The sequence below is a fragment of the Amycolatopsis albidoflavus genome, from assembly GCF_039525725.1.
GTDB classification, from domain to species: domain Bacteria; phylum Actinomycetota; class Actinomycetes; order Mycobacteriales; family Pseudonocardiaceae; genus Amycolatopsis; species Amycolatopsis albidoflava.
Genome location: NZ_BAAAHV010000009.1, coordinates 182705 through 208871, shown reverse-complemented (window position 1 = coordinate 208871; position 26167 = coordinate 182705). Strand labels below are relative to the sequence as shown.

At 69.0% G+C, this 26167-nt stretch carries 29 protein-coding genes; 18 read left to right on the top strand and 11 right to left on the bottom strand.

Annotated elements, in window-relative coordinates; translation table 11 throughout:
- The first annotated feature begins 65 nt into the window (after positions 1 to 65).
- A complete protein-coding gene (locus tag ABD156_RS12910) occupies positions 66 to 1247 on the top strand; it encodes a winged helix DNA-binding domain-containing protein (RefSeq protein ID WP_344271312.1) in 1182 nt (393 codons plus the stop codon).
- Here ABD156_RS12910 and ABD156_RS12905 read toward each other — a convergent pair.
- Positions 1216 to 2223 carry an aldo/keto reductase gene (locus ABD156_RS12905; protein ID WP_344271310.1) on the bottom strand — a complete coding sequence of 336 codons (1008 nt, stop codon included), beginning with the start codon at positions 2221 to 2223 and terminating at the stop codon, positions 1216 to 1218. The two genes, ABD156_RS12910 and ABD156_RS12905, sit on opposite strands and share 32 nt — an antisense overlap.
- Positions 2224 to 2314: 91 nt before the next feature.
- Between ABD156_RS12905 and ABD156_RS12900 the strand changes: the two genes are divergently transcribed.
- The gene (locus ABD156_RS12900) at positions 2315 to 3217 is read left to right on the top strand and encodes a S66 peptidase family protein (RefSeq protein WP_344271308.1); all 903 of its coding nucleotides are present in this window, start codon (positions 2315 to 2317) and stop codon (positions 3215 to 3217) included.
- A 547-nt stretch (positions 3218 to 3764) separates the two neighbouring features.
- On the opposite strand, the gene ABD156_RS12895 is transcribed toward ABD156_RS12900, so the two are convergent.
- Both ABD156_RS12895 and ABD156_RS12890 read right to left on the bottom strand, forming a co-directional pair.
- A complete protein-coding gene (locus ABD156_RS12895; RefSeq protein ID WP_344271305.1) occupies positions 3765 to 4235 on the bottom strand; it encodes a dihydrofolate reductase in 471 nt (156 codons plus the stop codon).
- On the bottom strand, positions 4235 to 5032 hold the full coding sequence (locus ABD156_RS12890) for a thymidylate synthase (protein WP_344271302.1): 798 nt from the start codon (positions 5030 to 5032) through the stop codon (positions 4235 to 4237). The genes ABD156_RS12895 and ABD156_RS12890 overlap by 1 nt, the downstream gene beginning before the upstream one ends.
- 93 nt (positions 5033 to 5125) lie before the next feature.
- Between ABD156_RS12890 and ABD156_RS12885 the strand changes: the two genes are divergently transcribed.
- Entirely contained in the window at positions 5126 to 6334 is a 1209-nt protein-coding gene (locus ABD156_RS12885) for a cytochrome P450 (protein ID WP_344271299.1), read from the top strand.
- A 60-nt stretch (positions 6335 to 6394) separates the two neighbouring features.
- Positions 6395 to 7288, top strand: a complete 894-nt coding sequence (locus ABD156_RS12880; protein ID WP_344271296.1) for a hypothetical protein — start codon at positions 6395 to 6397, stop codon at positions 7286 to 7288.
- Between the two features lie 4 nt (positions 7289 to 7292).
- Here ABD156_RS12880 and ABD156_RS12875 read toward each other — a convergent pair whose 3' ends face one another.
- Entirely contained in the window at positions 7293 to 7799 is a 507-nt protein-coding gene (locus ABD156_RS12875; protein ID WP_344271293.1) for a DUF1453 domain-containing protein, read from the bottom strand.
- Between the two features lie 144 nt (positions 7800 to 7943).
- Between ABD156_RS12875 and ABD156_RS12870 the strand changes: the two genes are divergently transcribed.
- From ABD156_RS12870 to ABD156_RS12860, 3 genes are all read left to right on the top strand, one after another.
- Positions 7944 to 8537 (top strand): TetR/AcrR family transcriptional regulator, encoded by a 594-nt coding sequence (locus ABD156_RS12870; protein ID WP_344271290.1) that lies wholly within the window; start codon positions 7944 to 7946, stop codon positions 8535 to 8537.
- A 252-nt stretch (positions 8538 to 8789) separates the two neighbouring features.
- Positions 8790 to 9473 carry a papain-like cysteine protease family protein gene (locus tag ABD156_RS12865; RefSeq protein WP_344271287.1) on the top strand — a complete coding sequence of 228 codons (684 nt, stop codon included), beginning with the start codon at positions 8790 to 8792 and terminating at the stop codon, positions 9471 to 9473.
- A gap of 9 nt (positions 9474 to 9482) precedes the next feature.
- Entirely contained in the window at positions 9483 to 10265 is a 783-nt protein-coding gene (locus ABD156_RS12860) for a hypothetical protein (protein WP_344271284.1), read from the top strand.
- Here ABD156_RS12860 and ABD156_RS12855 read toward each other — a convergent pair.
- Entirely contained in the window at positions 10252 to 11187 is a 936-nt protein-coding gene (locus ABD156_RS12855; RefSeq protein ID WP_344271281.1) for a helix-turn-helix transcriptional regulator, read from the bottom strand. The genes ABD156_RS12860 and ABD156_RS12855 overlap by 14 nt on opposite strands.
- Before the next feature lie 107 nt (positions 11188 to 11294).
- The gene (locus ABD156_RS12850) at positions 11295 to 11735 is read right to left on the bottom strand and encodes a MarR family winged helix-turn-helix transcriptional regulator (RefSeq protein ID WP_344271278.1); all 441 of its coding nucleotides are present in this window, start codon (positions 11733 to 11735) and stop codon (positions 11295 to 11297) included.
- A gap of 129 nt (positions 11736 to 11864) precedes the next feature.
- Here ABD156_RS12850 and ABD156_RS12845 point away from each other — a divergent pair, with 129 nt between their 5' ends.
- Entirely contained in the window at positions 11865 to 12935 is a 1071-nt protein-coding gene (locus tag ABD156_RS12845; protein WP_344271275.1) for an LLM class flavin-dependent oxidoreductase, read from the top strand.
- Positions 12932 to 13465 (top strand): NAD(P)H-dependent oxidoreductase, encoded by a 534-nt coding sequence (locus ABD156_RS12840; protein ID WP_344271272.1) that lies wholly within the window; start codon positions 12932 to 12934, stop codon positions 13463 to 13465. The genes ABD156_RS12845 and ABD156_RS12840 overlap by 4 nt, the downstream gene beginning before the upstream one ends.
- On the opposite strand, the gene ABD156_RS12835 is transcribed toward ABD156_RS12840, so the two are convergent.
- Complete coding sequence (locus tag ABD156_RS12835) at positions 13417 to 14325, bottom strand: LysR family transcriptional regulator (RefSeq protein WP_344271269.1); 909 nt, start codon at positions 14323 to 14325, stop codon at positions 13417 to 13419. The two genes, ABD156_RS12840 and ABD156_RS12835, sit on opposite strands and share 49 nt — an antisense overlap.
- Before the next feature lie 107 nt (positions 14326 to 14432).
- On the opposite strand from ABD156_RS12835, the gene ABD156_RS12830 reads away from it, so the two are divergent.
- The 3 genes from ABD156_RS12830 to ABD156_RS12820 all read left to right on the top strand — a co-directional run bounded on the left by ABD156_RS12830 (position 14433) and on the right by ABD156_RS12820 (position 16996).
- Positions 14433 to 14822 (top strand): hypothetical protein, encoded by a 390-nt coding sequence (locus ABD156_RS12830; protein WP_344271266.1) that lies wholly within the window; start codon positions 14433 to 14435, stop codon positions 14820 to 14822.
- Complete coding sequence (locus tag ABD156_RS12825) at positions 14819 to 16393, top strand: multicopper oxidase family protein (RefSeq protein ID WP_344271264.1); 1575 nt, start codon at positions 14819 to 14821, stop codon at positions 16391 to 16393. The genes ABD156_RS12830 and ABD156_RS12825 overlap by 4 nt, the downstream gene beginning before the upstream one ends.
- 117 nt (positions 16394 to 16510) lie before the next feature.
- Positions 16511 to 16996 (top strand): hypothetical protein, encoded by a 486-nt coding sequence (locus ABD156_RS12820; RefSeq protein ID WP_344271261.1) that lies wholly within the window; start codon positions 16511 to 16513, stop codon positions 16994 to 16996.
- 42 nt (positions 16997 to 17038) lie between these two features.
- Here the strand turns inward: ABD156_RS12820 and ABD156_RS12815 are convergent, their stop codons facing one another.
- The 3 genes from ABD156_RS12815 to ABD156_RS12805 all read right to left on the bottom strand — a co-directional run bounded on the left by ABD156_RS12815 (position 17039) and on the right by ABD156_RS12805 (position 20319).
- Complete coding sequence (locus ABD156_RS12815) at positions 17039 to 18175, bottom strand: PucR family transcriptional regulator (protein WP_344271258.1); 1137 nt, start codon at positions 18173 to 18175, stop codon at positions 17039 to 17041.
- Positions 18176 to 18336: 161 nt separating this feature from the next.
- Positions 18337 to 19020, bottom strand: a complete 684-nt coding sequence (locus tag ABD156_RS12810) for a response regulator transcription factor (protein ID WP_344271255.1) — start codon at positions 19018 to 19020, stop codon at positions 18337 to 18339.
- Positions 19021 to 19062: 42 nt separating this feature from the next.
- Positions 19063 to 20319, bottom strand: coding sequence for a sensor histidine kinase (locus ABD156_RS12805; RefSeq protein ID WP_344271252.1), 1257 nt, complete (start codon positions 20317 to 20319; stop codon positions 19063 to 19065).
- A 99-nt stretch (positions 20320 to 20418) separates the two neighbouring features.
- Here ABD156_RS12805 and ABD156_RS12800 point away from each other — a divergent pair, with 99 nt between their 5' ends.
- The 5 genes from ABD156_RS12800 (at position 20419) to ABD156_RS12780 (ending at position 24770) form a co-directional block, all read left to right on the top strand.
- Complete coding sequence (locus ABD156_RS12800) at positions 20419 to 20925, top strand: hypothetical protein (RefSeq protein ID WP_344271249.1); 507 nt, start codon at positions 20419 to 20421, stop codon at positions 20923 to 20925.
- Positions 20922 to 21971 carry a peptidoglycan-binding protein gene (locus ABD156_RS12795; RefSeq protein ID WP_344271246.1) on the top strand — a complete coding sequence of 350 codons (1050 nt, stop codon included), beginning with the start codon at positions 20922 to 20924 and terminating at the stop codon, positions 21969 to 21971. The genes ABD156_RS12800 and ABD156_RS12795 overlap by 4 nt, the downstream gene beginning before the upstream one ends.
- Positions 21968 to 22666, top strand: a complete 699-nt coding sequence (locus ABD156_RS12790; protein WP_344271243.1) for an ABC transporter ATP-binding protein — start codon at positions 21968 to 21970, stop codon at positions 22664 to 22666. The genes ABD156_RS12795 and ABD156_RS12790 overlap by 4 nt, the downstream gene beginning before the upstream one ends.
- 62 nt (positions 22667 to 22728) lie before the next feature.
- Entirely contained in the window at positions 22729 to 23862 is a 1134-nt protein-coding gene (locus ABD156_RS12785) for an ABC transporter permease (protein WP_344272311.1), read from the top strand.
- 269 nt (positions 23863 to 24131) lie between these two features.
- Complete coding sequence (locus ABD156_RS12780) at positions 24132 to 24770, top strand: helix-turn-helix transcriptional regulator (RefSeq protein ID WP_344271240.1); 639 nt, start codon at positions 24132 to 24134, stop codon at positions 24768 to 24770.
- 5 nt (positions 24771 to 24775) lie between these two features.
- Here the strand turns inward: ABD156_RS12780 and ABD156_RS12775 are convergent, their stop codons facing one another.
- On the bottom strand, positions 24776 to 25399 hold the full coding sequence (locus tag ABD156_RS12775) for a response regulator transcription factor (RefSeq protein ID WP_344271238.1): 624 nt from the start codon (positions 25397 to 25399) through the stop codon (positions 24776 to 24778).
- Between the two features lie 146 nt (positions 25400 to 25545).
- Between ABD156_RS12775 and ABD156_RS12770 the strand changes: the two genes are divergently transcribed.
- Complete coding sequence (locus ABD156_RS12770; protein ID WP_344271235.1) at positions 25546 to 26121, top strand: TetR/AcrR family transcriptional regulator; 576 nt, start codon at positions 25546 to 25548, stop codon at positions 26119 to 26121.
- The last annotated feature ends 46 nt before the right edge of the window (positions 26122 to 26167 follow it).

Genomic DNA, 26167 nt, shown 5'->3' with positions numbered 1-26167 from the left:
CTGGAACCGAGACTCGCAGCAGTAGCGGTCAGGCAGTGGCCGCTACTTCCGGCATGATCGAAACCATGCGAAAGGTGACCGACGACGAACGACGAGACCGCATCGGGCTGCGGCACGCGCTGGCGACCGCCGCGCCCGGAGTGGAGGCCGCCGTGCGCGCGGTCACGTGCTTGCACGCGACCGAGGCCAGCAGCATCTACCTGTCCGCGTACGCCCGGTCCCGCGCCGACCGGGCGTCTATTTCGGACGCGTTGTTCGGGCGGCGCACGGTGGTGCGGCAGTTGGCGATGCGCCGGACTGTGTTCGCGTTTCCGGTCGATTTGTTCGCTGCGGCAAGGGGAAGCGCGTCGGCCCGGGTCGTCCGGCAGATGGCCGCGCGGCTGGCCAAGGACGCCGAACTGGCCGGGATCGACGACGGTCCGGCTTGGGTTGCCGACAGGTGCGCCGAGGCACTCGCCGCGATCCGCGAGGTACCCGGAACCACAGCGCAGCTACGCGCCCGCCTCCCCGAACTGAGCACCCGGATCGCTGCTGAAGGACGGCCCACCGTTCTCGCTCCGGTGGGCTCGCGCGTCCTCTCCGTGCTCGCGGCGGGCGGTTCGGTCGTACGCGGGGACAACGCCGGTCGCTGGCAGACGTCGCGTCCAGTGTGGACGGCGGTTGAGCAGTGGCTCGGCGAGGATCCGGGGGCGCTGGACGAACGGGAGGGCTACCGGGAGCTGGTGCGGCGGTGGCTGTGGTCGTTCGGGCCGGGGACCGAGGACGACCTGGTGTGGTGGCTCGGCGCGACGAAAACCGCGGTCCGCCGGGCGCTGGACGACGCCGGCGCGACGCCTGCCCTGCTGGAGGACGGGACCCCGGCGTGGCTGCATCCCGACGACGAGGACGAGATCCGCCTCGACGGCGACTGGGCGGCACTCCTCCCGACCCTCGACCCGACCACCATGGGCTGGCGCCGCCGCGACTTCTACCTCGGCGACCACGGCCCGCACCTCTTCGACGGCGCGGGCAACGCCGGCCCGACGGCGTGGTGGAACGGGCGGATCGTCGGGACGTGGACGCAGCGGCCGGACGGGACGGTGGAGGTCGTGGCGATCGATCCGTTGCCGCGGGCCGCGGTGCGGGCGTTGGACCAGGAGGCCGCGAAGCTCACCGCCTGGTTCGACGGTGAGCTGGTCGCGACCGGTTACGTGTCGCCGCTGGTTCGGGGCCGGGTCAGTCGCGGCGACGGAGCCTCGGGTCGGTAAGCGACGGCGGAACGTACGAGACGTCGATCGGACCCACGTCGGCCCCCGGCGCGACGATCTCGTCAATCCGGTCCAGGACATCGTCGTCCAGCCGGATGTCGGCACCAGCCAGCAGGTCGTCCAGCTGCGGCAACGTCCGAGGCCCGATGATCGCGGACGTCACGGCCGGATGGTTGACCGCGAACGCCAGCGCCAGGTGCGTCAGCGAAAGCCCGGCTTCCTCGGCGACCCGCGCGAGCTGCTCGACCGCCGCGTGTTTGCGCTCGTCGCTCATGTGCCGTGGCACGAACCGCAGCTGCGCTTCCCGGAGTTGCTCGCCGCCGGGCCGGTAGCGGCCGGTCAGCAGGCCCATCGCGAGCGGGCTCCACACCAGGACCCCCATGCCGTACCGGTCGCACACCGGCAGGATTTCGCTCTCGATCCCCCGGTTGAGCAGCGAGTACGTCGGCTGCTCGGTCCGCAGCCGGGCGAGCCCCGCGTGTTGCGCCGCCCACTGGGCTTCGACGATCTCGGACGCCGGGAAGTTCGAGGACCCGACGGCGCGCACCTTCCCGCTGCGCAGCAGGTCGGTCAGCGCGGAGAGGGTTTCCTCCAGATCCGTGTCCGGGTCGGGGTGGTGGAGCTGGTAGAGATCGATGTGGTCAGTTCGCAAGCGCCGCAACGACTGTTCGACTTCCGCGACGATCCAGCGCCGGGAGCTTCCACCGCGGCCCGGGCCCATCGAGCCGTTGACCTTCGTGGCCACCACCACGTCGTCGCGGCGGCCCCGCAAAGCCGCGCCGAGGATCTCCTCGGACTCCCCGCCTGGCCCGTAAACGTCAGCGGTGTCAACGAAGTTGATCCCCGCGTCAAGCGCCCGGTGCACCATTCGGACGCACTCGCCGTGATCGGGGTTGCCGATCCGCCCGAACTTCATCGTGCCGAGGCAATAGGCGCTGACCTTGATTCCGGTCCGTCCCAAAAGCCGCATCTGCATCTGCCGGTTTCCTTTCCTGAGCAACGCCACGCTGGCAGAGGAAGCGGCCAGCCAGTGACCGCTACCCCGCGCGATCTGCGAAGGTGATCAGGTGACCGACGTCGTGCTGCCGCCCCGGCTCCGCCGCGGAGACCGGGTCCGGCTCGTCTCCCCGGCGAGCTGGCCAACTGCCGAACTGCTCGCGGAATCCGTGCGTACGCTGGAAAACTGGGGCCTGACCGTCGAAGTCGGCAAGCACGCCCTCGATCGGCACGGCTACCTCGCCGGGCTAGACGAGGACCGGTTAGCCGATCTCAACGACGCCTACCGCGATCCCGGCGTACGCGCGGTCATCGCCACTCGCGGCGGGGCCGGGGCGTACCGGATCGCGGACGGGATCGATTTCGCGGCGGTGCGCGCGGATCCCAAGCCGCTCATGGGGTTCAGTGACATCACCAACCTGCACCTCGCGTTGTGGCGGCACTGCCGGATCGCCGGAATCCACGGCTTCCTCGCCGGCGAGCGCTCCGCCGAATCGACCCGGCGGCTGCTGTTCGAGCCCGAACCCACGACGCTGCACCGCGACCCGAACTCGCTCACTGCCGCGGTCTCGTTTCCCGGCACCGCCACGGGGAACCTGGTCGGCGGCCACCTCGGCACCGTCATCGGGTTCATCGGCGCCGGACTGCCCAGCCTCGACGGCGCGATCCTCTTCCTCGAAGCCCCGCGCGCGATCGGGCTCGGCCAGGTCGACCGGCAGCTGACGCACCTCATGCGATCCGGTTCGCTGCGCGGCCTGCGCGGGGTCGCGCTCGGCCGGTTCCCCGGTTTCGAGGACTACACCGACCGCGGCTGGACCGTGCTCGACGTGCTGCGCGACCGGCTAGGCGCGCTGGACGTGCCGGTGCTCGGCGGCATCGACGTCGGCCACGGCACCGCCCCGCTGTCAGTCCCGCTCGGGCCGGTCGCGACGCTGGGAGAGGACACGCTGACCGTCGGGGCCGCAGTGTCGTGAGCGGCGATCCCGGTTAGAACCGGTTGCTGCCTAGGGTAGCGAGCGCCCCAATGTGGCATTGGGTGCGTCAGATGCACCCAATGTGGCGTTCGGTGCGTCCCACGCACCCAATGCCACATTGGGGTTTTCTCAGTGGTGCGGTGTGTGGCGGGTTCGTTGCAGCGGTGGCTGGGGCCAGCCTGGTCGCGTGGCTCCGTTCCTGCCGAAAGTCCGTGAGGGGAACCCTGAGGGACTCAGAGTCCCTCAGGGTTCCCCTCACAGACCTCGGCATCACGCGTCAGGCCAGCCGCGCTACGCGAGAACCTCGCGCAAACGGGGGTCTCCCCGCAGGGCTGCGCGGTGGCATGCGGCGCGGGGCCGCGGGCAGCTGCGGCGACGCGGCCGACCCACGCCACACCGCTCCCCGCTCCCGGAGAAGTCCTTCACAGACCTCCCCAAGGCCCACTACTGAGAAAACCTCATTGGGGCGCAAGACCGCGCACACCCCGAACCCGCAGAGCACTGCGGCCTCGTGAGTGCCGATGCCGGTTAGAACCGGCATCCCCGCTCACGAGGTTCCGGAGCCCCAGCTCAGGTGCCGGAAGTGCAGTCCGTTCTTGGACTCCTGCCATTCCCCGACGGTGTCCGGTTCCCGGCCGATCTCCGGCGCGTAGACGTCGCCCTCGAAGGACTCGCGGAGTTCGGTCACCTCGATCCGGTCGGCGAACGGCAGCGACTCCTGGTAGATCCGCGCGCCGCCCATCACCCACACGTCACCGTCGGCGGCCGCAAACGCTTGCTCCAGTCTGGGGAACGTCTCCGCGCCTTCTTGCGGCGTGCGGGACACCACCAGGTTCCGCCGTCCCGGCAGCGGCCGGACGCGTTCCGGCAGCGACTCCCACGTGCGCCGGCCCATCAGCACCGTCGCGCCGGCGGTCACCGTGCGGAAGTGCTTCATGTCCTCCGGAATGTGCCACGGCAAGGCGTTGTCGCGGCCGATGACGCGGTTCGCCGACTGTGCCCAGATGAGTCCGATCATCAGACGGCCACCGGAGCCTTGATGCCGGGGTGCGGGTCGTAGCCCTCCAGCGAGATGTCCTCGTAGCGGTAGTCGAACAGGCTCTCGGCCGGCTTCAGGCTCAGCGACGGGAACGGCCGCGCGTCCCGGGAGAGCTGCTTGCGCACCTGGTCGACGTGGTTGTCGTAGATGTGACAGTCGCCGCCGGTCCAGACGAAATCGCCGACGCGCAGGCCGACCTGGTCGGCGATCATGTGCGTCAGCAGGGCGTAGCTCGCGATGTTGAACGGGACGCCGAGGAAGAGGTCCGCGCTGCGCTGGTACAGCTGGCAGGACAGCTCGCCGTTGGCCACGTAGAACTGGAAGAACGCGTGGCACGGTGGCAGCGCCATCTGCGGAATGTCCCCGACGTTCCACGCCGACACGATGATGCGCCGCGAATCCGGGTTCTCGCGCAGAGTGCGGAGGACGTCGCTGATCTGGTCGACATGCCCGCCGTCAGGAGTCGGCCAGGACCGCCATTGGACTCCGTAGACCGGGCCGAGGTCGCCGTCCTCAGCGGCCCATTCGTCCCAGATCGTGACGCCGTGGTCACGCAGCCAGGTGACGTTCGAGTCGCCGCGCAGGAACCACAGCAGTTCGTACGCGATCGAGCGGAAGTGCACCTTTTTCGTGGTGATCAGCGGGAATCCGTCGGCCAGCCGGTAGCGCAGCTGGTACCCGAAAATCGACCGGGTGCCCGTACCGGTGCGATCCCCCTTCCGGGCTCCCGTGTCGAGCACGTGCTGAAGCAGGTCTTCGTACTGCGTGTCCGGCATGTCCGCGGATGTTAGTCGAGACAGCGCCGTGTCAGCCGGATATCAGCCGCGGCGGTGACGCTGGTCGCACCACCACACAGAGGGGGATCTCCGATGACACGCCCACCCGGCCTGCCGCTCGAGCGCGACGCAGGCCCGTTCGCCCCGCCGTCCGCCATCACCCGGCTGCGGGAGTCCCGGCCGGTGAGCCCGCTGAAGTTCCCGGACGGGCACGACGGCTGGCTGGTCACCGGCTACGACGCGGTCCGCCAGGCGCTCGCCGACCCGCGGTTCAGCTCGCGCCAGGACCTCGGCCCGGTGCACGTGCCATATGAAACGCCGAGCATGCCGGAAGCGCAGGAGGAGTTCGAACCGTCGCCGCAGACGCCCGGCCTGTTCATCACGATGGACCCGCCGGACCACGGCCGGCTGCGCCGGAAGCTCACCGGCACGTTCACCGTCAACCGGATGAAACGGCTCGAGGAGCACATCGCCGAAATCTCCGAACGGCAGCTCGACCATCTCGCCGAATGCCCGAAACCAGCCGATCTGGTGACGGAATTCGCGCTTCCGGTGCCGTCGCTGGTGATCTGCGAAATGCTCGGGGTGCCGTATTCGGACCGGGAAATGTTCCAGAAGAATTCCTCGCAGATCATGCTCCGGGACCAGAGCATCGAGGACAAGATGGCCGCTTGGACGGCGATCTCGTCGTACCTCGGCGAACTCGCGGTGAGCAAGCGTGCGGAACCCGGTTCGGACATCCTGTCCGACCTGGCCCGCGACGACGACCTGAGCATCGAGGAACTCGTCGGGATCGGGTTCCTGCTGCTGCTCGCCGGGCACGAAACGACCGCGAACATGCTGGCGCTCGGCACTTTCGCGTTGCTGGAGAACCCGGAGCAGATGGCGGCACTGCGGGCCGATCCGGACCTGATTCCCGGCGCGGTCGAGGAACTGCTGCGCTATCTCGCCGTAGTCGACGTCCTTTTCCGGTACGCGGCCGAAGACCTCGAACTCGGCGGCGAAAAGATCAGCAAGGGATCGACCGTTCTTATTTCGATGCTGGCCGCCAACCGCGATCCTTCGCATTTTCCCGACGGCGAGGCTCTCGATGTCGAACGGAAAGCGCGCACGCATCTGTCGTTCGGGCACGGCGTGCACCAATGCCTCGGCCAGCAGCTCGCCCGGATCGAAATGCGCGCGGGTTTCGCCGGGCTGCTGCGCCGCTTCCCGGCGCTCGCGCTCGCGGTCCCGCCGGAGGAGGTGCCGCTGCGGACCGGCATGAACATCTACGGCGTTCACGAGCTGCCCGTGACCTGGTGAAACCGCACGCGTCAACAGATCAGTTGACGCGTGCCCACGTCAACGTATACGTTGACAACCATGGCAGACTCCGTGCAGGAAATGGCCGCCCGATACTTCCGGCAACGCAGAAACCCCTTCCTCGACGAACTGGTGCGCGCGGCGAGATCCGGACGCCAACCCAGCGAAGACCTCAGCGCCGAGGACGCGGCAGGCGCGTTGCACCTGGTCCCGGACGTCCGAGGTGACCTGGACCGGGCGGAGGTCACGCTGATCGAATCGGCCCTCGACCGCGGCTGGACCTGGGAACAGCTGGGGGCGGAGTACGGCAACCGGTCCAAACAGGCGATGCAGCAGCACTACCGGCGGCGCGGCGGGAAACGCTCCTGGCCAGCAGGGGAACGCCCGCCGCGCGCCGGATCGCCGCACCGCCTGGGCGACGAGGACCTCGACCCAGCCGACGTGGCGAAGGTGCGTGAAGCGATCAGCGCCCTGCTCGCCACCGCGCACGACGTCGCCGAAACCCACACCGTCGACGGGGTGTGGACCGCGAGCGAACCGATCCTGGAAGAGATCTCGACGGTCGGCCTGGATCCGTTGCCCCGCTTGGAAGTCGCGTGCGCCACCGCGGCCCGGGCCATCTCGGACATGGTCATCGCGGGCTGGGAACGCCGCGATCCGGGACGGGAGGAGCGGCGGCGGCAGTCGTGGACGGTGCGGCTCGAAGACGAGATGCGGGACATGGCGTCCTGGCTCGACCGGGAACCGCAAGGACGGCCCCTCCCCCGCGTCGACCGTCCGCTGACCGTCGGGACGACCACCGCCGTACGGGCGGACCACGTCGAGATCGCCGCCGAGGACGTCGAGCAGGTACAGGAGTCGATCAGCCTGACCCTAGATCGGCTCGAAGCCCACCGCGCCGTGTTCGACCAGGTCATCGACGAACTGCGACGACGACAGGCCGAATTGTCCTGAGCCGTCAGCGGACCCGGGACTGCAGCCACTTGTCCCACGGCCGTTCCTTGTCCTTGGCGAACGGCACGTCCGAGCGCAGCCCGCGCGGGATGAGCACCAGCGCCTCGCCCGCGAAGCTGACCCCGATCGCGAGCTGATACGGCCTCGCCTGTTCGTGCATGCCGAATTTCACTGCCAGCACAGTGAATCCGAGCGACACGGCCACACCGAGCACGAACAGCGCGAGGCTCGACTTGCGGTAGCGCTGCCACAGCGCGCCCTTCTTGGCATACAGCCGGATCGTCGCCCCGCGCGCCGCGCCGAAGGCGAGACCGACCACGCAGCTGCCGACAATCCACCACACGTCAGCGCTGGTCAGCCCCTTGAAACCGACCACCCCCACGACACCGATGGCGATCAGCACCACCGGCGGCGCGACGGTGTCCCGCCAGTTCAACGGCTCCCCGAGCATCCGGAACACCAGCATCACCACGACGCCGACGACCAAACTCACGAGCACCCACCCGCTCATCGCGGACCCCCTTCACCGAGCGCTGGGCCTCGTGCGTGTTCGCGCCGGTGAGAACCGGCGCAGGCACTCACGACCCCAGCGTTCACCCCATTTAGCACGGTCATGCTAAATCCATCGTGGCATCGTCGTGCTATAAACGCAACCATGCCGAAGATCGTGGTGCCGGAAGACCGGCGGATGGCCGTCAGCGAAGCCGTGGTGCGGGTAGTCCGCCGCTCCGGCGTCGAGGGCGCGACACTCGGCAACGTGGCCAAGGAGGCAGGCCTCGCGATCGGATCGATCCGGCACTACTTCGCCGACCACGAGGCGATGATGATCTTCACCATGGACCAGCTCGGCCGCCGGATCGGCGAGCGCGTGGCGGTCCGCGCGGACCGGCTCCTCGCAGCCGACACCGATCGCCGGACGCTCGTCGAAGACCTGCTCGCCGAATTCCTCCCGCTCGACGACGACCGCCGGGACGAGGCCGTCGCGTGGCTGGCGTTCACCGTCGCCGCCCGCACCCGGCCGGCGTTCCGCGCGAGCGCCGACGCCCAGCACCAGTACTTGCGCGACCTGATCACCCGGATCCTGCGCGAGGCCGTCGCGCTCGGCAGGCTTTCCGGGAAACTGGACCTGACCGTCGAGTCGGTCCGGCTTTCCGCACTGCTCGACGGACTGACCATGCAAGCGGTGCTGCACCCGGAATCGACACCCCCGGAATTGCTGCGCGACGCACTCCGGCGAAGCCTGCCGTAACCCCGGGTCCCTTGTGGACCAAAGTCCCTCCGGCGCGATTCATCGGTTGTGAACGCGCTGTGAATATTGCGAATTACCTGTCGCCGCGATGAGCGAAACCGCGGCGGTGCCAGTTGTTTTCCCGCAGAACCGGATGTGAACACTCACACGGCGTGCCGGAGCCGTTGCTCTGCGGGAGCGGGCGAGAACACAGTGATGCTCGGCCGGGTCACCCCGGCAAGCTCCCTTCCCCGTCTGGCACAAGGAGATTCGATGGATTACCGACCCACCCGGCGGACAGTCCGGATTACGGTGGCGACCGGGGCAGCCGCGCTTGCCGTGGCGCTGCTGCCGGGCACCGCGCTGGCCCAGTCGACCAACGACGCGAACCAGCCGAACGGCCTCATCAAGACCGCCACGCACACCAAGGTGGTCGAAGTCCAGCCGCTCGGCGGGCACCTGAACCGCGCCGCGCTGCCCGCTTCGAAGCAGCTCTCGTACAACCAGCAGGTGCAGGAAAACGACCAGTGGTGCTGGGCCGCGGACGGCTCCAGCATCGAGCAGTCCCAGGGCGGCTCCGCCTCGCAGGCCGATTTCTGCGCGGCGGGCAAGGGCACCCAGTCCGGGTACTGCCCGAACGAAGGCGGCCAGATCTCGGAGATCGTGCAGGGCTTCATCGGCACCGGGTTCAACGCGGAGAGCGCGAACGGGCCGATCAGCTACGACTCGGTCCAGAACCAGGTCAACTCCGGAATCCTGAACCTGACCGGCATCTACTGGACCTCCGGCGGCGGCCACGCCGAGGTGATCTACGGATACGACACCACGAACAACTCGATCATGGTCGGCGACCCGTGGCCGAGCTACGAGCGTTACCAGACCTGGGACTACACCCAGTACCAGAGCAACGCCCAGTTCAACTGGAACGACACCATCGTCAACATCAAGAAGGGCTGACGAGCCGCCATGGGTGAGATCTGCCGGAAGTTCGCCGCCGGCGCGGCGATCGCGGTCGCGGCGCTCCTGTCCGCCGGTCCCGCCGAGGCCGCCGGGGCCTCGTGGGTCGCGCCGCCGTCGGAGCAGGACGTCGCGGCCGCGGTCAAAGCCGCGGAAACGGCGCGCGCGATCAGTTTCGCCACGTCGAACTTCCGGCAGGTCGGCCACGGCGAGCCAGGCCGGATCACGGTCGGGCACCAGGGAATCCCGGTCTACACGCTCAATCCCGATTTCGTCGCGGCGAAGCCGGGAGCCGCGGCGGGCGTGCTGCGGTCGATCGCGGTGACGGCCACCTCGGCCACCGGTGCGAAAGCCACCCTCCGCGCCGCGCCCGACCGCGCCGCGCCGAGCGGCTGGTCGGTCGGGAACGTGTTGTCCGGCAACGACGAGGAGCGGCTCAGCGCCCGGCTGCGCCCGGGTTCGGTGCTGCTGAACGAACCGCAGATCAACGGCTGGTACGACCTCGGCCGCGACGGCGTCGTGCTCCTGCAGGCCAGCCTTCCCCAGTCGCCGGTCGGCCAGTTCACGCCGATCGCCGACTACGAGCAGCAGGTACATTCCCGCTACGCCGACAAACTGCCCGGCTCGGATTACCAGCGGGGCGGCGGAATCGGGTTCAAGCAGACCCTCCAGCGCGACACCGGGCCGGCCGGTTCGCTGACCGTCGGGCTGATCGTGTTCGGCTCCGCGGTGGCGGCGGCAGGCGCGTTCCTGTTGTGGCGCTGGACGAAACGCCGGATCAGTCCCAAATGAGATCGACTCCGGCGATGCCTACGCCGAGTTCCTCGAAGTAGGCGCTGACCGTGTTCCCCGGCCCGCAGAACAGCGGCTCGCGGACCAGCAGCTCCAGGTCTTCGCGAGGCCGGACGGTCCGCAGGCAGCGCGCGGGCAGCGCGGCCGGGTCGAAGCGCAGCCGCAGCAGGTACGCCGACATGCGAGAGCGCACGACCCGGTGGAAACTCCCCGGCCGGACCGAGGCGGAGGGACGCAGCGTGAAGCCGAACGTGTGCGTCTCCCCCTCGGCGAGGCCGCGGTCGAAGAGCACCTCGAACACCATCCCCGCCGAGCGCATGCTGCGCCGCACCCGCCCGACCCGGCAGCCGTCGACCGCGATGATCTCCGTCGCCGTCACGTCGCTGCCTTCCTCGTCCTGGTGCGTGACCAGGAAACTGTCCGGTCCGGATCTTCGGGCCCGCACCACCATCGTCGACGTGATCTCCTCGGTCCGGCCCTGCGCGCCGAGGGTCAGCACGTCGACGACCGTCGCGACGTCGAGGTCCGCGTTCTCCTCGACGCCGGGCGTTCCGCTCAGCTCGTCGCGCAGCGCGAACGTTTCGGCCCAGCTCTGCTGAAGCTCCGGCAGCGACGGCCTGCGATCGGCGTCCGCGGTCCGGTGCGGCCCGATCAGCACGACCAGGCTGTCCGGCGGCAGGTTCAGCACCGACTCCAGAGCGCGCACGACGTCGAGCGACCGGGGCGCGGACGGACTGCGCAATCCGCGCTGCCAGTAACTCAGCGTGGACTCCGCGACCGAAACCCCGTGCGCGGCGAGATGCGCGCGAAGCCGCGAAAGGGACAGCCCGCGCCGGTCGACGGCCTCGGACAACGCGCGGTGAAACGGGCCGGACCGGACTGTTCGCGACGACCACCGGACCGCCAAGCTCTGCTGCTGCATCTGGCTTCCCCTGCTCGTGCCGAATAACTGTTCAGCATGAGCAGTTCGTGACCGGGCAACAACCGTCCATGGTCGAGAATCGGACATTTCCCCCGGCTTGGGGAGGCTCAGCCGTCCTCGAGGGTCCGCCAGATGCCCGCCAGAAGGCGCAGCTGCTCGTCGTCCAGCCGGTCGAAGAACAGCGTCCGCAGGTCTTCGTGGTGGCGTCGGCGGGCTTTGCGGATCAGCGCGCGGCCCTGCGCGGTCAAAACGGCGTCGAAGCTGCGGGCGTCTACCGCCGATTGGCGGCGTTCGATCAGGCCGCGGCTGACGAGGCGGTCGGCCAGCCGGGTGAAGCCGCCGGTGGACATCAGCCGGCGCTGCGCGAGGTCGGTCATCCGCATGCCCGCGTCACCCGCTTCGGCCAACAGGGCTAGCACGCTGTACTCCGCCATGCTCACGTTCAGCGGCGCCAGCCCGTCCGCCAGCGCGCGCCACAGCCGCTCGTGCGTGAAGAGGAACCCGCTCCACGCCTCCTGTTCCAGGTCTCGCAGCCCGTCGCTCGCCATGGCGACACGGTAGCCCGGCCCTGGCAAACGGGTGATCACGGCCGTCGCCGGAAATAGTTGTCTGCGCAGACAGGTTAATTCCGGCAGGCCCGGCCGCGGGTGCGGCCGGGCACGCGAAAGGAGTCGACCATGGCTGAACCGCAGACCGCCGCCCAGACCGCTGAGGCGCGGCCGTTCGAAATCGGCATCCTGACCTTCGGAGAACTCACCAAGGACCCGGTTTCCGGGGCGCTCCCCTCGCCGCGGCAGCGGGCGCGCGAGACGATCGAGCAGGCGCGGCTCGCTGACGAGGTGGGGCTGGACGTCTTCGGCGTCGGCGAACACCACCGCACCGACTTCGTCGGGTCCGCGCCGGCCATCCTGCTCACCGCGGCGGCCGAGCGCACCGAGCGGATCCGGCTGACCAGCGCGGTGACCGTGCTGAGCTCCGAGGATCCGGTGCGGGTGTGGGAGCAGTTCGCGACGATCGACCTGTTGTCCGCGGGCCGCGCCGAGATCATCGCGGGCCGCGGCTCGTACACCGAATCGTTCCCGCTCTTCGGCTACGACCTCGCCGATTACGCCGATCTCTTCCGCGAGAAGCTCGACCTGCTGCTGGCGATCCGCGAGCAGAATCCGTTGACCTGGAAGGGAAAGTTCCGCGCGCCGCTCGATGACGCCGACATCGCGCCGCGTGCGGACGGCCTGCCGATCTGGGTAGGCGTCGGCGGGTCCGCGGCCTCGGCGATCAGTACTGGACGACGCGGGCTGCCGATGGCGATGGCGTTGCTGCTGGGGCCGTTGACGCAGCACGAGCAGACCGCCGCGCTTTACCGGCAGGCCGCGCGGGAGGCCGGGCACGATCCGGCGGCGATCAGCATCAACGTGCACGGATATGTCGGGCGCACCAGCCAGGAAGCTCGCGAGACGATGTATCCCTACTTCGCGCAGGGCATGCTGGAGAACAATCATCAGCGCGGCGAAGGAATGCTGCTGTCCCGATCCGCTTTCGACGCGCAGTCCTCGCCCGGGTCGGGACTGCTGGTGGGAAGTCCGGCGGAGCTGATCGAGAAACTGCTTGCCTACCACGAGTTTTACGGCCTGAACCGAGTGCTGGTCCAGCTCGGCTTCGGCGGGATGCCGCAGAAGGCGCACCTCGAAGCGATCGAGCGGCTCGGCACCGAGGTCGCCCCGGTCGTACGACGGGAGATCGCGTCGTGAGCGGGCTGCGAGTGGCGGTCGTGAACGAGAGCCCGAGCCAGCCGTCCAAGACGATGGGGTTGGTGGACGTCATCCTGGAAACCCTGGGCGGCTTGGTCCCGCTTGAGGCATCCCGGATCGACGTTTACCGGCTGGGGCTCGGCGGAACCAGTGAACGCTCGGACGCGCCGCCGAAGGTCGAGGCCGCGTTGCGGAGTGCGGAAGAAGCTGACCTGCTGATCGCGGCGACACCGGTGTTCCGCGGTTCGTATCCGGGCATGTTCAAGCAGTTCTTCGATCTGGTCGACCAATACGCGCTGGCTGACAAACCCGTCCTGCTGGCGGCGACTGGCGGCGGCGACCACCACGCCCTCGTCTTGGAACACGCGCTGCGGCCGTTGTTCGGGTTTTTCCAGGCCCTGACGCTTCCGGTCGCGATCTTCGCTTCCAGCGGCGATTTCGACGGGACCGTGCTGTTGAATCCGCGCGTGCACGGGAGGATTCAGCTCGCGCTCTCGACCGCGGTCCGGTACCTGCCGGTGCTGAAGTAAGCCATCGCGAATTCCGTCAACCGTTGCGCCGCGGCGGAAAGGTAGGCGTCCGCCCGCCGCACCACCGTCAACGTCCGATAACAACCCGGAGCATCCAGCTCCAACCCGACGGCCGCCTCGTCCTTGGCGGCTCGTCGGGCCACCTCCGGCACCAAACCGATCCCCAGCCCGCTCGCGATCAGCTGGCCGGTCGCGCCGGGTTCGTCGCTCTCGCAGGAGTAGTTCGGTTCCAACCCGGCCTCGGCGAAGAGGCGGTCGGCGAGGGTGCGCGGCCAGTAGCCGGGGCGGGTGGTCACCATGGGCTCGTTCGCGAGGTCCGCCATCCGCACCCGTTTGCGCCGCGCGAGGCGGTGCGTGTTCGGCACGGCGAGAATCACCTCCTCGCGCAGCAGTTCCCGCGCCTGGAGGCCGGGTTGCAACAGCGGTTGCGAAGCGAAGCACAGATCGACCTCGCCCGCGCACAGCTGCTGCGCCATGGTTTCCGCCGAGGATTGGTACAGCCGCAGCTCGATGCCGGGGTACTCCGCGCGGAAAGCGCTCATCAGGCCGGTGAGCGTGAGCAGGGTTTCCGACGCGACGGCGACCCGGCCGTGCTCAAGGCCGGACAGGTCGACGAGCTCCTGGCGGGCGTCGTCGAGTTCGCGCAGGGCCCGGTCTACGCGGCGCAGGAACGTGGTGCCGAAGTGGTTGAGCCGCAGCCCCCGCCCGGCCCGTTCGAACAGCGGCACGCCGAGATCCGCCTCCAGCCGCGCGATCGCCCGGCTCAGCGACGGCTGCGCGATGTGCAGCTCGGCCGCCGCCTGGCTGAGGTGGCCGCGATAGGCGACCGCCTGGAAGTAGCGCAGTTGCAGCAGGTCCATCTCATAGCTCCGAGGTCATGAGTATATGCCGTTTTTGGTCTTGGACGGCATGAGAAGTTCAGCTTAGCGTCTGTTCGGGGGAAGAGTTACGCGCACAAGGGGGAACAGTGGCCGAAGCGGCCCTTACACGCGGGCGGACGTTGCTGGTGGTGATGCGGGCTTTCGTGACGGTCCACGCCGTCGCGATCCTCGGTCAGCCGGTGTTCGCCGGACGGTATCTGATCGGCGACTACGGCATGCTGGCGATGCACGAACTCGGCGCGAACATCGTGTCGACGGTCGCGCTGGCACAGCTCGTGCCTGCCGCGTTGTACTGGTGGCGAGGCGGCGTCCAGTGGCCGTTCTGGGCGAGCCTGCTGCTGGCCGGCGGCGAGACCGCGCAGTACTTCGCGGGCCTGGCTGGCGCCCTTGACCTGCACATTCCGCTCGGCGTCGCGCTGGTCGCGATCGCGCTCGGGACGCTGTTCGGCATCTGGCGGACCGGGACGCGGCGATGAGCGGGATGTCGCGCCGCCGGTTTCTCGGGCTGGCCGGCGGGGCCGGAGTGGTGCTCACCGCCGGGTTCGTCACCCCGCGGCTGTTCCGGGACGCTGCCGCCACCGGCGAGCTGCTGACCAGCGAAGTGCCGCTGCCGCAACCGTTTCAGGTGCCCCTGCCGGTGCCGACGGTGCTGAATCCGGTCTCCCGCGACGGTAGCGTCGACCGGTACGAGATCGTCCAGCGGGCGAGCACCGCGGAGATCCTGCCCGGCCTGCGCACGCCGATTTGGGGCTATCAAGGCACTTTCCCCGGCCCGACGATCGAATCCCGCAGCGGCCGGACCACGATCGTGCGGCACCGCAACGAGCTTCCGGTGCCGACGGTCGTGCACCTGCACGGCGGACGCACGCCGCCGGAGTCCGACGGATACGCCACCGACCTCGTCCTGCCCGCCGACGGCCGGTATCTGGCCGGTGCCGGGCACGGTCATTCCGGGATGGCCGATCCGGACGCCGTCGTCACCACCGGCACCCGCGAGTACACGTATCCGTTGCGGCAGAAGGCCGCGATGCTCTGGTATCACGACCACCGGATGGATTTCACCGGCCCGGCGGTGTATCGCGGGCTCGCCGGACTGCACGTCGTCCGCGACGCCGAGGAAGACGCCCTGCCGCTGCCGCGCGGCGAGCGGGAGATCCCGCTGATGATCACCGACCGCGCGTTCGCCGAAGACGGATCGATGCGTTACCCGTCGCTCGACCCTTCATTGCGGACCGTTCCCGGTGTCGAAGATGCTTACGCCGCAGGGGTTCTCGGTGACGTTCTGCTGGTGAACGGCGCACCGTGGCCGGTCGCGGAAGTGTCGGCGACCCGATATCGGCTGCGCTTCCTCAACGGTTCCAACGCCCGCCGCTACGACCTCGCACTCGACCCGCCGCCTCCGAGCGGACCCGCGTTCACGCAGATCGGCTCGGATCAAGGCTTGCTCGCCGCCCCGCGCGGCCACGAACATCTGCCGATCGCGCCCGCCGAACGGTATGACCTGGTGGTCGATTTCGGCGCCTATCCGGTCGGTACCGAAGTGACGCTGGTCAACCGGCTCGGCACCGGGACTACCGCGCAGGTCATGCGCTTCCGCGTCGTCCGCCGGGCCAAGGACGACAGCCGAATCCCGGCGCGACTGTCCGAAGTGGAGCGACTTGACCGCGCACAAGCGACAGTGACTCGCGAGTTCGCGTTCCGAAGTGGACAGGTCAACGGCAGGCACGGCTGGACCATCGGCGGCGAAGCCTTCACTCCGACGCGCATCGCGGCCCAGCCGAAACTCGGCGACGTCGAGATCTGGCGGTTCGTCGCGGATCTACACCATCCGATCCACCTGCACCTGGTGCACTTCGAGGTACTTTCCCGCGGCGGCAAGGATCCCGCCCCGCACGACGCGGGCCGCAAGGACACTGTGGACCTTCAGCCCGGCGAGGCGGTCGAGGTGATCGCCCGGTTCGACGGGTATCGCGGGCGGTACATGTTCCATTGCCACAATGCCGAGCACGAGGACATGGGGATGATGGCCACGTTCAAGACCGTCTAGGAGGTGGCGCGGTCACCACGAGCCTCGCCGGCTGGGTGTTCCCGTCACCGTGACCTCGCGCGGCAGCGTTCCTACGCTGACCGCGACGGTTTCCTCTTCGATTCTGGAGGTGCGGCAATGAACTCCACAGCCCGGCTGGCCGGCGCTGCGCTCGGCCTGTCCGCGGTGCTGGCCCTGACCGGCCAGACCGCCGCGACAGCCTCGCCAAAACCGGCGGCGAATTCGGTGACGTGCAATTCCGGTCCGCTGCAGGTGAAGTTCTCCGAATTCCCCGGTTCCCCGCCGAACGTGTTCTGGTCGCTCGGCGTCTTTTGTTCCGCTCCGGCGCAAATCTCCCTGTCGTCCCGGTTGGTCACCGGATTCAGCACGCTGGCCTTCGGCACCAATCCCAGCGCGTTCACCCAGCTGCTGTTCACCACCTCGCCCGGCAACAAGTCCGTGTCGGTCCCCAAGGGCATCCCGGTGGAAGTGCTGGCGTCAGCCACGATCGCCAACCGCACCGGCGGCGTCGTGACCATCGCCAGCTCCGCGGGCGGAAACTGCACCCGGAACAATTCGGTGCAGGTGACGTGCAATTACGCCAGCGGTTTCTTCCGTCCCTGACCGGGCTGGGCGTCCGAGTGCCGACGGCCGCGGCACTCGGCGTCACGGGCGCGCGGACAGCGCGGCGAGAGCCAGATGCAGCACCTGCAGATCGCGATAGCCGCTCACCGACAGCCCGGTGCGCTGCTCGATCTGCCGAAGCCTGCGGTCGAGAGTATTGGGATGAATTTGCAGCGCGGCAGCCACTCGCCGCCGGTCGGCGTCGCCGAGCACCCAGCCGCGCAAGGTGTCCACGAGCGCCGGCGAATCGGCCAGCGGCGCGACCACGGCGGACAACCGCGTCGCGAGATCCGGATCGCCCGACACCAGCCGATCCGCCAGCACCTGCGACAAGTCGTAAAAACCGGCCGGATAGCCGCGACCGCGCACCAGCCGCCAGACTGTCACCGCTTCCCGGAAGGCACCGAGAAGTCCCTGCGTGCTTCCCTTGGCCAACACCACCTGCACGCCAGGCCCGAGCGCGCCGAGAGCCGGGACCGACGCGTGTTCCGGCACCCGGATTCCCGGCCCGTCGAATACCGGCAGGGGATGCAGCAAGATGACGAAATTCCTGCGCGCCAACACTAAGGCGCCGCTTTCGAGCAGCGACCGCTCAAGCCGGGCCAGCTTGCCCGCGAGGTCGCCGCGCGAATCCGCGGGCGACACCAAAGCAATCAGATGCGCCGGAGCCCGCGAGCCCGCCCCGGCGGCCGAACCGCTCAGCAGGCCGCGGATCACCTGTTCCCGGTACCGCCCGGTTTCCGCTCGTTGCCGATGCCAGCCGAAGAACGCGCCCAGTTCGGCGTCCTCGGCCAGCGGACCCAGCTGAGCCGACCACCTCACCAACGGCATCAGCGTGGCCCGGTCGGTCACCGACGCTTCGGCGAGCGCGATCCGCATCGCGGCGGTGTAACTGGTGGTGACGCCGAGCCGCAGCGACTCCGCGGAAAACCCTCCGTCGGCCACGACCTGACCGAACTTTTCGTACGGGGAAAGGGTTTCCGGGTCGACAATCTGGTCCGATCGCGCGCAGTCGAAGGCGAGGTCCGCGCCGAACCGGATGAGTTCGATCGAGCGCGGGATCAGCGCGAGCGCCCCTGGCCCGTGCACGGCCATCGTGGTGTTCAGCTCGTTCCGCACCCCGGTCAGCACGCGGGGCAGCAGCCGTTCCAGAACAGCCCGGGTTTCTCCGCTTCGCATGGCGACGGTTTCCTGACGGCGAGGTGCGCCCAGCATAGCGGCGGAACTGCTTGGTCCACACCTGTCGAGCGGCCGGATCAGGAACGCCGTCACGGCTACCAGGGACCGCGAATCCGTCCGCTCCGCCGCCAGACCCTCCTCCGTCACCGAGGCCGGTCAAGCTAAGCCGGTCTGGGCGTGACCGGTCCCGAATCCAGCCGATACCCGGCTCCCGCGACCGTCTCGATCACCGGCGGCAACCCCAGTTTCCGCCGCAACGTCATGACGGTGACCCGCACCGTGTTCGTGAACGGATCGGCGTGCTCGTCCCACGCCTTCTCGAGCAACTGCTCCGCACTCACCACCGTCCCGTCCGCGCGCATCAGGACCTCCAGCACCGCGAACTCCTTGGGCGACAACGGCAGAAACCGGCCGTCACGCGAAGCCTGATGGCGCGGCAGATCCAGCACCAGCCCAGCCGCCTCCAGCACCGGCGGCAACGCCGGACGCGCCCGGCGGGCCAGCGCGTGCACCCGGGCGACCAGCTCCGCGAACACGAACGGCTTGGTCAGGTAATCGTCCGCGCCCAGGTTCAGGCCTTCGATGCGATCGGTGACGTCGGCGGCCGAGGTGAGCATGAGGACCCGGGTCTCGCCGCCCGCGTCGACGATCGCCGCGCACACCTCGTCGCCGTGAACAGTCGGCAGGTCCCGGTCCAGAACGACGACGTCGTAGGCATGCACGGCGACGCGTTCGAGCGCTTCGCCGCCGTCGTAGCAGACGTCCACCGCGATGGAATGGCGGCGCAGCCCCTCGGCGATCGAATCAGCCAGGAGCGGCTCGTCCTCGACAATCAGTACCCGCATTCGATCATCATGCCTTGACCGGCGATAAAGGCGAGATAAGGATCAGGCGGGCAACCGGACATCGACAGTCAGCCCGCCATTCGGGTTCGCCCGCGCCGACACCTCCCCATCATGCGCACGAGCGACAGAACGCACGATCGACAACCCCAGCCCCGAGTGATCCGCCGCACCGGTGCGATCCGGCTTCCCCCGCCGAAACGGCTCGAACAAACCCGGCACCGCAACCTCGTCCACAATGGACCCGGAATTGCGCACACTCAACGCAGGCGTCGCACCGATCGTGATCGACACCCACCCATCCGGAACGTTGTAGCTGATCGCATTGCTCACCAGATTCAGCACCAATCGTTCAAGCAGCACCGCATCACCAATCACCGTCCGCGCGCGCAGCCGGGCTTCCACCGTCACGCCAGCGTCTTTCGCCTGCGCGACGGTAAGTTTGACGACGGAGCGGACCACTTTGTCCAATCGCACCGGTGCCCGCGCGCTGAGTCCGCGATCGCTGCGCGCGAGCACGAGCAGCCCTTCGATCAGCCGCTCGCTGCGTTCGTTGGTCTGCAACAAATGCGCGCCCAGTTTGGTCAGCTCCGGCCCGGCATCGGGGTTCTCCAACGCGACCTCGATCAGCGTGCGTTGCACCGCGAGTGGCGTGCGCAACTCGTGCGAAGCGTTGGCCACAAAACGTTTCTGGCTGTCGAACGAACCGGCGAGACGGTCCAGCATGCTGTCGAAAGTGTCGGCGAGTTCCTTGAGTTCGTCGCGCGGGCCGTCGAGGTTGATCCGCTGATCGAGCTTCCCGGCTTCGAGCCGTCGCGCGGTCGAGGTGATGGTGTGCAGCGGCCGCAGCGCGCGGCCGGCCATGAACCAGCCGAACAGCAATGCCAGCGCCGCCGTCACCACCAGTGCGATCGCCGAAGCGAGGACCAAAGTGGACATTGTCGAGCTGCGGTAATCGGTGAGCACCGCTGTGGCCACCCGTTCCACCGAAGCCGAAGCGGCATCCGCCGGGACCGCGCTGAAAGTCGCGTTCGCGGGAAGCGCTTCGGCTGACATCACCTGGCCGAGTCTCAACGACACCCCGTCGCCGAGGTACTGCGCGGGCACGGGCAGCTCGTTGCTGACGACAACGTAGGTCACCACCACCAGCACGATTCCGGCCAGCAGGAAGAACCCGCCGTACAGCGCGGTGAGCCGGGTCCGCACGGACAGCCGCAGCGGGCCCCGGCGCGCGTCGGCGTTCTTCTCGGCCAAAGGTCCTCCCCGGTCGTCGCTGCCGGGAAGTCTGCCGGATCCGGGCATAAGGAGAGGATAAACAAGATCGCTTAACGGGCCTGTATCGCCGCGTCGGTACTACTTGGCCACCGGCGGGAACCACCCGCTCGAGCGAAGGAGAATCCGATGCGGAAAGCACGTCTGGCGGCCGTCGGGGCCGGAGTGGCGCTGGCGCTGCTCACCGGGTGCTCGTCTGGGGACACCGCGCCGCAGGTGCCGTCGATCTCCAGCCCGAAGGCGAGTTCGGACCCGGGGGCCGCGGCCGGGAAAGCCGATCCGGCGGCGGACCGGGACGCGATGCGCAACTACGCGAAATGCATGCGCGAACACGGCGTCGACACGCCGGATCCGGGCGAGAACGAAGCCCCGACCATCAACTTTTCCAACGATCCCAAAACCATGGCGGCACTCGACGCCTGCAAGAAGCTGCTGCCGGGCGGCGGAGTGCCGAAGAAGCTGACGCCGGAGGAGATGGACAAGGCGCGCAAGGACGCCAAATGCATGCGCGAGCACGGCGTCGACATGCCGGACCCCGACGCCGAGGGCGGCGCGCGGGCGCTGCCGATGAAGGACGACGGGACCAAATTCGAGGAAGCGCTCAAGGCGTGCGGAATGGGAATGGCCGGAAAGTGAGCGGAAAACGAGCACGCTGGATCATCGCCGCGGGGGCGACTGTCGTCGTGGTCGGCACTACCTCGGCCGTCGTACTGACACATGTCGCCTCCGGTGGCGAACCGGCCGCGGCGGCGAAGCCGGTGGCGACCGCCGAAGTGACCAAATCGGACTTGAAGGAAGAGGAGAATGCGACCGGGAAACTCGGCTACGGCAAGGAATCCACGCTGAGCGGCCGGAAGAACGGCACGCTGACGTGGCTGCCCGCGCGCGGCGACGTACTCGGCCGTGGCACGACGGCGTACACAGTGGACGCCAAGCCGGTTCCGCTGTTTTACGGAAGCCTGCCGTTCTATCGCGCGCTGAACGACGGCGTGGACAAGGGCCCGGACGTCAAGGAGCTTGAGGAGAACCTGAAAGCGTTGGGGTACGGCGGCTTCGGCACGCCGGACGAGAAGTTCACCTCAGCGACCGCGTCCGCGCTCAAGCGCTGGCAGAAATCGCTCGGCCTCGAACAGACCGGGTCCTTCGATCCGGCCGACGTCCTGCTCGCTTCCGGCGAGATCCGGGTGTCGGCGGTGACCGGCCAGCTCGGCGGTCCGGGAGCGGGCGAGGTCTTCAAGTACACCGGCACGGCGCGCGTCGTGGAGGCTGAACTGGACGCGACCAAGCAGAGCGTCGCGGTCAAGGACGCGAAGGTGTCCGTCTCGCTCAACGGCCGCACGCTGACCGGCACCGTCACCGACGTCGGCAACACCGCCACGGAAGACAAGGAAAACGGCAAGGCCAAGGTCACCGTCCAGATCCGGATGGACGACCCGGCGGCCACTGGCGATGTCCTCGACGTTCCGGTCTCCGTGCGGTTCACCAAGCAGGTCCACCAGGACGTGCTGGTAGTCCCGGTCGGGGCGCTGGTCGCGCTCGCCGAAGGCGGGTACGCGGTCGAGGTCGACGAGCAGGGCAAGCGGCGGCTGGTCGGTGTCGAGACCGGGTTGTTCTCTGGCGGCCAGGTCGAAATCAAGGCGGCCGGCCTGCACGCGGGCCAAAAGGTGGTGACCACGTCATGATGCCCGTACTGGCCGCGTATCAAGTCTCGCGCACCTACGGCGGGAATGTGCCAGCGTTGCGGAAGGTCTCACTGTCCTTTTCAGACGGTGAGATGGTCGCGATCGTCGGTCCTTCGGGCTCGGGCAAATCCACGCTGCTGCAACTGATGGGCACGCTCGACCGGCCGACCGAGGGCCGGATCGAAATTCGCGGACACGACGTCGCGCAGCTGTCCGACCGCAAACTCGCCGCGCTGCGCTCGCGGTGGATCGGGTTCGTCTTCCAGCAGTTCTTCCTCGACGACGGCGAAACCGCGGTGGGCAACGTGTGCGGCGGCCTGTTGTACAGCGGAGTCCCGAAGCGGAAGCGGCGCGCGCGAGCGTTGGAGGCGCTCGACCGGGTCGGGCTCGGGCATCGGGCCAGTCACCTGCCGGGCGAACTCTCCGGCGGCGAACGCCAGCGGGTCGCGATCGCGCGCGCGGTCGTGAACACGCCGCCGATCCTGCTCGCCGACGAACCCACCGGGAACCTCGACACCGGAAACGGCGCGGCAGTGCTGTCGCTGCTCGCGGAACTCAACGCCGCCGGCACCACGGTCGTGCTCATCACCCACGACCGGGAGATCGCGGCCGGAATGCCCCGCCGGATCGAGATTCTCGACGGAGAACTGCGCCTCGACACCGGCGCGGCCGATCTCGAGGGAGCAGCGCGGTGATCGCGCCGCCCAGCCCGAACCGGCTCGGCCCCGCCGACCTGATTTCCCTTGGCGCACATGGGATGCGCACCCGCCCGCTGCGCGCGATGCTGTCCGCGCTCGGCATCGCCATCGGCGTCGCGGCGATGGTCGCGGTACTCGCCATTCCGGCCTCCGCGGACCAGGCGCTGCAGGACAAGCTCGCCGCGATGGGCACCAACCTGCTGCGCGCCGAAGCCGGTCAGACCCTCATGGGCGGTTCGGCGAAGCTGCCGGACTCGGCGGTCCCGATGGTGCGGCGGATCGCTCCGGTCGAGGGTGCGGTGGAGGTCGGCAAGGTCAACGCCAAGGTGTACCGCAACGACCGGGTCGGCAAGGACGATTCGGCGGGCGTCTCGGTGTTCGCCGCGCGGCCGGATCTGCTGCCGCTGCTCGGCGGCAAGGTCCGGGCGGGAACGTTCCTCAGCCCGGCGAACCAGCGGTTCCCGGCGGTCGTGCTCGGCTCGGAAGCGGCGTCGCGGCTGGGGATCGACCGCCTCGACGCGGCACGGCCGCCGCAGATCCTGATCGGCTCGGCGTGGTTCAGCGTCGTCGGGATTCTCGCCCCGATGCCGCTCGCGCCGGAGGTCGAACGCTCGGTGCTGATCGGCTGGGACGTCGCCAAGCAGGTCTTCGGCTTCGACGGCCACCCGAGCACGGTGTACCTGCGTGCGCGGGAGTCGCAGGTCAACGCGGTGCGCTCGGTACTCGCCGCGACGATCAACCCGGCCGCGCCGAACGAGGTGGCGATCGACCGGCCGTCCGACGCGCTCGCGGCGCAGCAGCTGACGAAGAACACCTACGGCGCGCTGTTCCTCGGCCTCGGCGGGGTGGCGTTGCTGGTCGGCGGCGTCGGCGTGGCGAACACGATGGTGATCTCGGTGCTGGAACGCCGGCGCGAGATCGGGCTGCGCCGCGCGCTCGGCGCGACCCGGGGCCAGATCCGCGGGCAGTTCCTCGCCGAATCGGTGCTGCTGTCCGGACTGGGCGGGCTGGTCGGAGTGGTGCTCGGGGTCGGCGCGACGGCGGGCTACGCGCTCAGCCAGGGCTGGCCCGCGGTGCTGCCGCCGGTCGCACTCGCCGGCGGGGTGGCGGTCTCGGCCGCGGTCGGCGCGATCGCCGGGGCGTATCCGGCGATGCGGGCCGCGCGGCTTCCGCCGGCCCAGGCCCTCGCCTGAGTCCGCGGGCGGCCCGCACGGCCGCGTGAACGCCACCCGGTCGTGCGGGCAATTACCAACACTGGACTCCCGTCTAGTGCTATGGTTCAACTACGGTTACAAGTACTAACGTTCGATTCAGTTCTTAACTAACGCTGGCTGCCGAGGTACCGCAGGCACTACCGCGGCCCGGCAGCGCGGGGGATCGATGTCGCGCGCCGAATCGCGGATCCTCGGCGGAGGCGGAGGACGCGGCGCTGCCGCCGGGAACGACTGGTCTGTGAGCTGACATGAGCGCATTGCCCGAACGAGTGGCGATCATCGCCAACGACCCGATCAGCGGCGAGGGCGCCGCCGCCTACCTGCGCGCCGCGCCGCGCTACGCCGTGATGGCGCCCGCCGAGGTCCCGCGCGCGGACGTGCTGCTGGTGATCGTGCCGGAGGTCCGCGAGAAAACCCTGCTCGACCTGGCGCGGATCCGCCGGACGACGCTCGCGCCGGACGTGCGCGCGGTGCTGGTCGCGGACCGGATCGAGAAGGCCGAACTGAGCAGGCTCGGCGGCTTCGGCCTGTCCGCCGTGCTGTACCGCGGTTCCGCGACGCGCGAGAAGATCCTCGACGCGCTGGCCGCCCGGGTGCCGGCGGCCGAACCGGAGGAGGTCCGCGCGACCAGGCTGACGAACGAGTTCCGCGCCAGCGAGGGCGAGGCCCGCTATCCGCGGGGTTTCCTCGACCGGCACCGGCTGCAGAGCCGCGAGGTGGAAATCCTCGGCCTGCTCGCGGACGGCTTCGGCACGGTCGAAATCGCCGACCGGATGGCGTATTCGGAGCGGACGATCAAGAACATCATCAGCACCCTGCTGGTGCGGTTCGATCTGCGCAATCGCTCGCACGCGGTCGCGTACGCGCTGCGCACCGGCATCATCTGAACGGCTCAGATCGCGCCGTTGCGCAGCGCGTAGGCGACGGCGTGCGTCCGGTTGCGCAGATCCAGCCGCTGCGACAAATCGTGGATCACCTTCTTCACCGCGCGCTCGGAGAAGTTGATTTTCTCCGCGGTTTCGGCGGTGTCGAGGCCGTCGGCCAGCAGGCGGAGCACGTCGATTTCCCGTTGGGTCAGGCCGGAACTGTGCGTCGGGCGAGGATCCATCGGGCGGCGGAAATGGCTGAGCAGCGTCCCCAGCGCCGCCGGGGGCAGGATTCCGCCGCCCCGGGAAGCGGTGAGCACCGCGGCGGCCAGCTGCTCGCTCGACGTGCGTTCGCGGTTCAGCAGGGCGACCACGTTGCACTCCACCGCTGTCAGCACCGCCGCGCCCGAGGTCTCCTCGTCGACGAGCAGAACGACCGGAGCGTCCACAGTGGCCTTCAGCCCGCGCAACACCGAGGTCGCCTCCACCGAGAGCAGCTCGGCCGCGACGATGATCACGTCCACCTCGTCGGCGACGACGGAAAACTCCGGTCTCGCCTGCAGCCAGCTCCGGATCCCCGTGTCAGTAAGCGGATCCGAAGCGTGAATCAGCACCCGGACCGCTTCCTCGTGCACCGCCGCCCCGTTCATCCCATTCCCCCTGCCGCCGGTCCTCCCGGATTGCCGAATTTAGGGCCCCGGCGCGGCGACCGGCGATCCCGCGCGGGGTAAAGATCAGGTACAGCCAGCTGTACCGACCATGGTCCCGCGATACTGGGGAGGACGAAAGGACGCCGATGGCACGGACGGGACGCCGCCCCGGGCAGACCGAAACGCGGGAGGCCATTCTGGCCGCCGCGCGGGACCTGTTCGGCCGGAACGGGTACGAGGGCGCGACGATCCGCGCGATCGCCGCCGAGGCGGGCGTGAATCCCGCGCTCGTGCACCATTTCTTCGGCAGCAAGGACCAGGTTTTCGCGACCGCCCTGCACCTTCCGGCCGACCCCGGAGTCGTAGTCGCGGCAATCCTCGACGGCCCGCGCGCGGAGGTCGGCGAACGGCTCGTGCGGCTGTTCCTGACCCTCTGGGAAACCCCGGCCTCGCGCGACGCGTTCTTCGGCGTGCTGCGCTCGGTCTCCACCACCGAACAGGCCGCGGACATGCTGCGCGGCTTCATCCAGGGCGCGCTGCTGGACAAAATCGCCGACGCCCTCGACATTCCGCCCCTGCGGGTCACCGGCATCGCCGCCCAACTGGTGGGGCTCGCGATGGTCCGCTATGTCATCCAGGTCGAACCCCTCGCCGGGGCCAGCCACGACGACGTCCTCGCGCTGATCGCGCCCGCCGTGCAGCAATACGTCGACCGCCCCTGAACCCGCCGCAGTCCGTGAAGGGAACCCTGACGGACTCAGAGTCCCT

Excerpts from the sequence above, each read along its gene's own strand:
- ABD156_RS12910 (WP_344271312.1), top strand. The coding sequence starts at position 66 with ATGCGAAAGGTGACCGACGACGAACGACGAGACCGCATCGGGCTGCGG.
- ABD156_RS12905 (WP_344271310.1), bottom strand. The coding sequence starts at position 2,223 with ATGCAGATGCGGCTTTTGGGACGGACCGGAATCAAGGTCAGCGCCTAT.
- ABD156_RS12895 (WP_344271305.1), bottom strand. The coding sequence starts at position 4,235 with ATGATCGGACTCATCTGGGCACAGTCGGCGAACCGCGTCATCGGCCGC.
- ABD156_RS12890 (WP_344271302.1), bottom strand. The coding sequence starts at position 5,032 with ATGCCGGACACGCAGTACGAAGACCTGCTTCAGCACGTGCTCGACACG.
- ABD156_RS12885 (WP_344271299.1), top strand. The coding sequence starts at position 5,126 with ATGACACGCCCACCCGGCCTGCCGCTCGAGCGCGACGCAGGCCCGTTC.
- ABD156_RS12880 (WP_344271296.1), top strand. The coding sequence starts at position 6,395 with ATGGCAGACTCCGTGCAGGAAATGGCCGCCCGATACTTCCGGCAACGC.
- ABD156_RS12875 (WP_344271293.1), bottom strand. The coding sequence starts at position 7,799 with ATGAGCGGGTGGGTGCTCGTGAGTTTGGTCGTCGGCGTCGTGGTGATG.
- ABD156_RS12870 (WP_344271290.1), top strand. The coding sequence starts at position 7,944 with ATGCCGAAGATCGTGGTGCCGGAAGACCGGCGGATGGCCGTCAGCGAA.
- ABD156_RS12865 (WP_344271287.1), top strand. The coding sequence starts at position 8,790 with ATGGATTACCGACCCACCCGGCGGACAGTCCGGATTACGGTGGCGACC.
- ABD156_RS12860 (WP_344271284.1), top strand. The coding sequence starts at position 9,483 with ATGGGTGAGATCTGCCGGAAGTTCGCCGCCGGCGCGGCGATCGCGGTC.
- ABD156_RS12855 (WP_344271281.1), bottom strand. The coding sequence starts at position 11,187 with ATGCAGCAGCAGAGCTTGGCGGTCCGGTGGTCGTCGCGAACAGTCCGG.
- ABD156_RS12850 (WP_344271278.1), bottom strand. The coding sequence starts at position 11,735 with ATGGCGAGCGACGGGCTGCGAGACCTGGAACAGGAGGCGTGGAGCGGG.
- ABD156_RS12845 (WP_344271275.1), top strand. The coding sequence starts at position 11,865 with ATGGCTGAACCGCAGACCGCCGCCCAGACCGCTGAGGCGCGGCCGTTC.
- ABD156_RS12835 (WP_344271269.1), bottom strand. The coding sequence starts at position 14,325 with ATGGACCTGCTGCAACTGCGCTACTTCCAGGCGGTCGCCTATCGCGGC.
- ABD156_RS12825 (WP_344271264.1), top strand. The coding sequence starts at position 14,819 with ATGAGCGGGATGTCGCGCCGCCGGTTTCTCGGGCTGGCCGGCGGGGCC.
- ABD156_RS12820 (WP_344271261.1), top strand. The coding sequence starts at position 16,511 with ATGAACTCCACAGCCCGGCTGGCCGGCGCTGCGCTCGGCCTGTCCGCG.
- ABD156_RS12815 (WP_344271258.1), bottom strand. The coding sequence starts at position 18,175 with ATGCGAAGCGGAGAAACCCGGGCTGTTCTGGAACGGCTGCTGCCCCGC.
- ABD156_RS12810 (WP_344271255.1), bottom strand. The coding sequence starts at position 19,020 with ATGCGGGTACTGATTGTCGAGGACGAGCCGCTCCTGGCTGATTCGATC.
- ABD156_RS12805 (WP_344271252.1), bottom strand. The coding sequence starts at position 20,319 with ATGCCCGGATCCGGCAGACTTCCCGGCAGCGACGACCGGGGAGGACCT.
- ABD156_RS12800 (WP_344271249.1), top strand. The coding sequence starts at position 20,419 with ATGCGGAAAGCACGTCTGGCGGCCGTCGGGGCCGGAGTGGCGCTGGCG.
- ABD156_RS12790 (WP_344271243.1), top strand. The coding sequence starts at position 21,968 with ATGATGCCCGTACTGGCCGCGTATCAAGTCTCGCGCACCTACGGCGGG.
- ABD156_RS12785 (WP_344272311.1), top strand. The coding sequence starts at position 22,729 with ATGCGCACCCGCCCGCTGCGCGCGATGCTGTCCGCGCTCGGCATCGCC.
- ABD156_RS12780 (WP_344271240.1), top strand. The coding sequence starts at position 24,132 with ATGAGCGCATTGCCCGAACGAGTGGCGATCATCGCCAACGACCCGATC.
- ABD156_RS12775 (WP_344271238.1), bottom strand. The coding sequence starts at position 25,399 with ATGAACGGGGCGGCGGTGCACGAGGAAGCGGTCCGGGTGCTGATTCAC.
- ABD156_RS12770 (WP_344271235.1), top strand. The coding sequence starts at position 25,546 with ATGGCACGGACGGGACGCCGCCCCGGGCAGACCGAAACGCGGGAGGCC.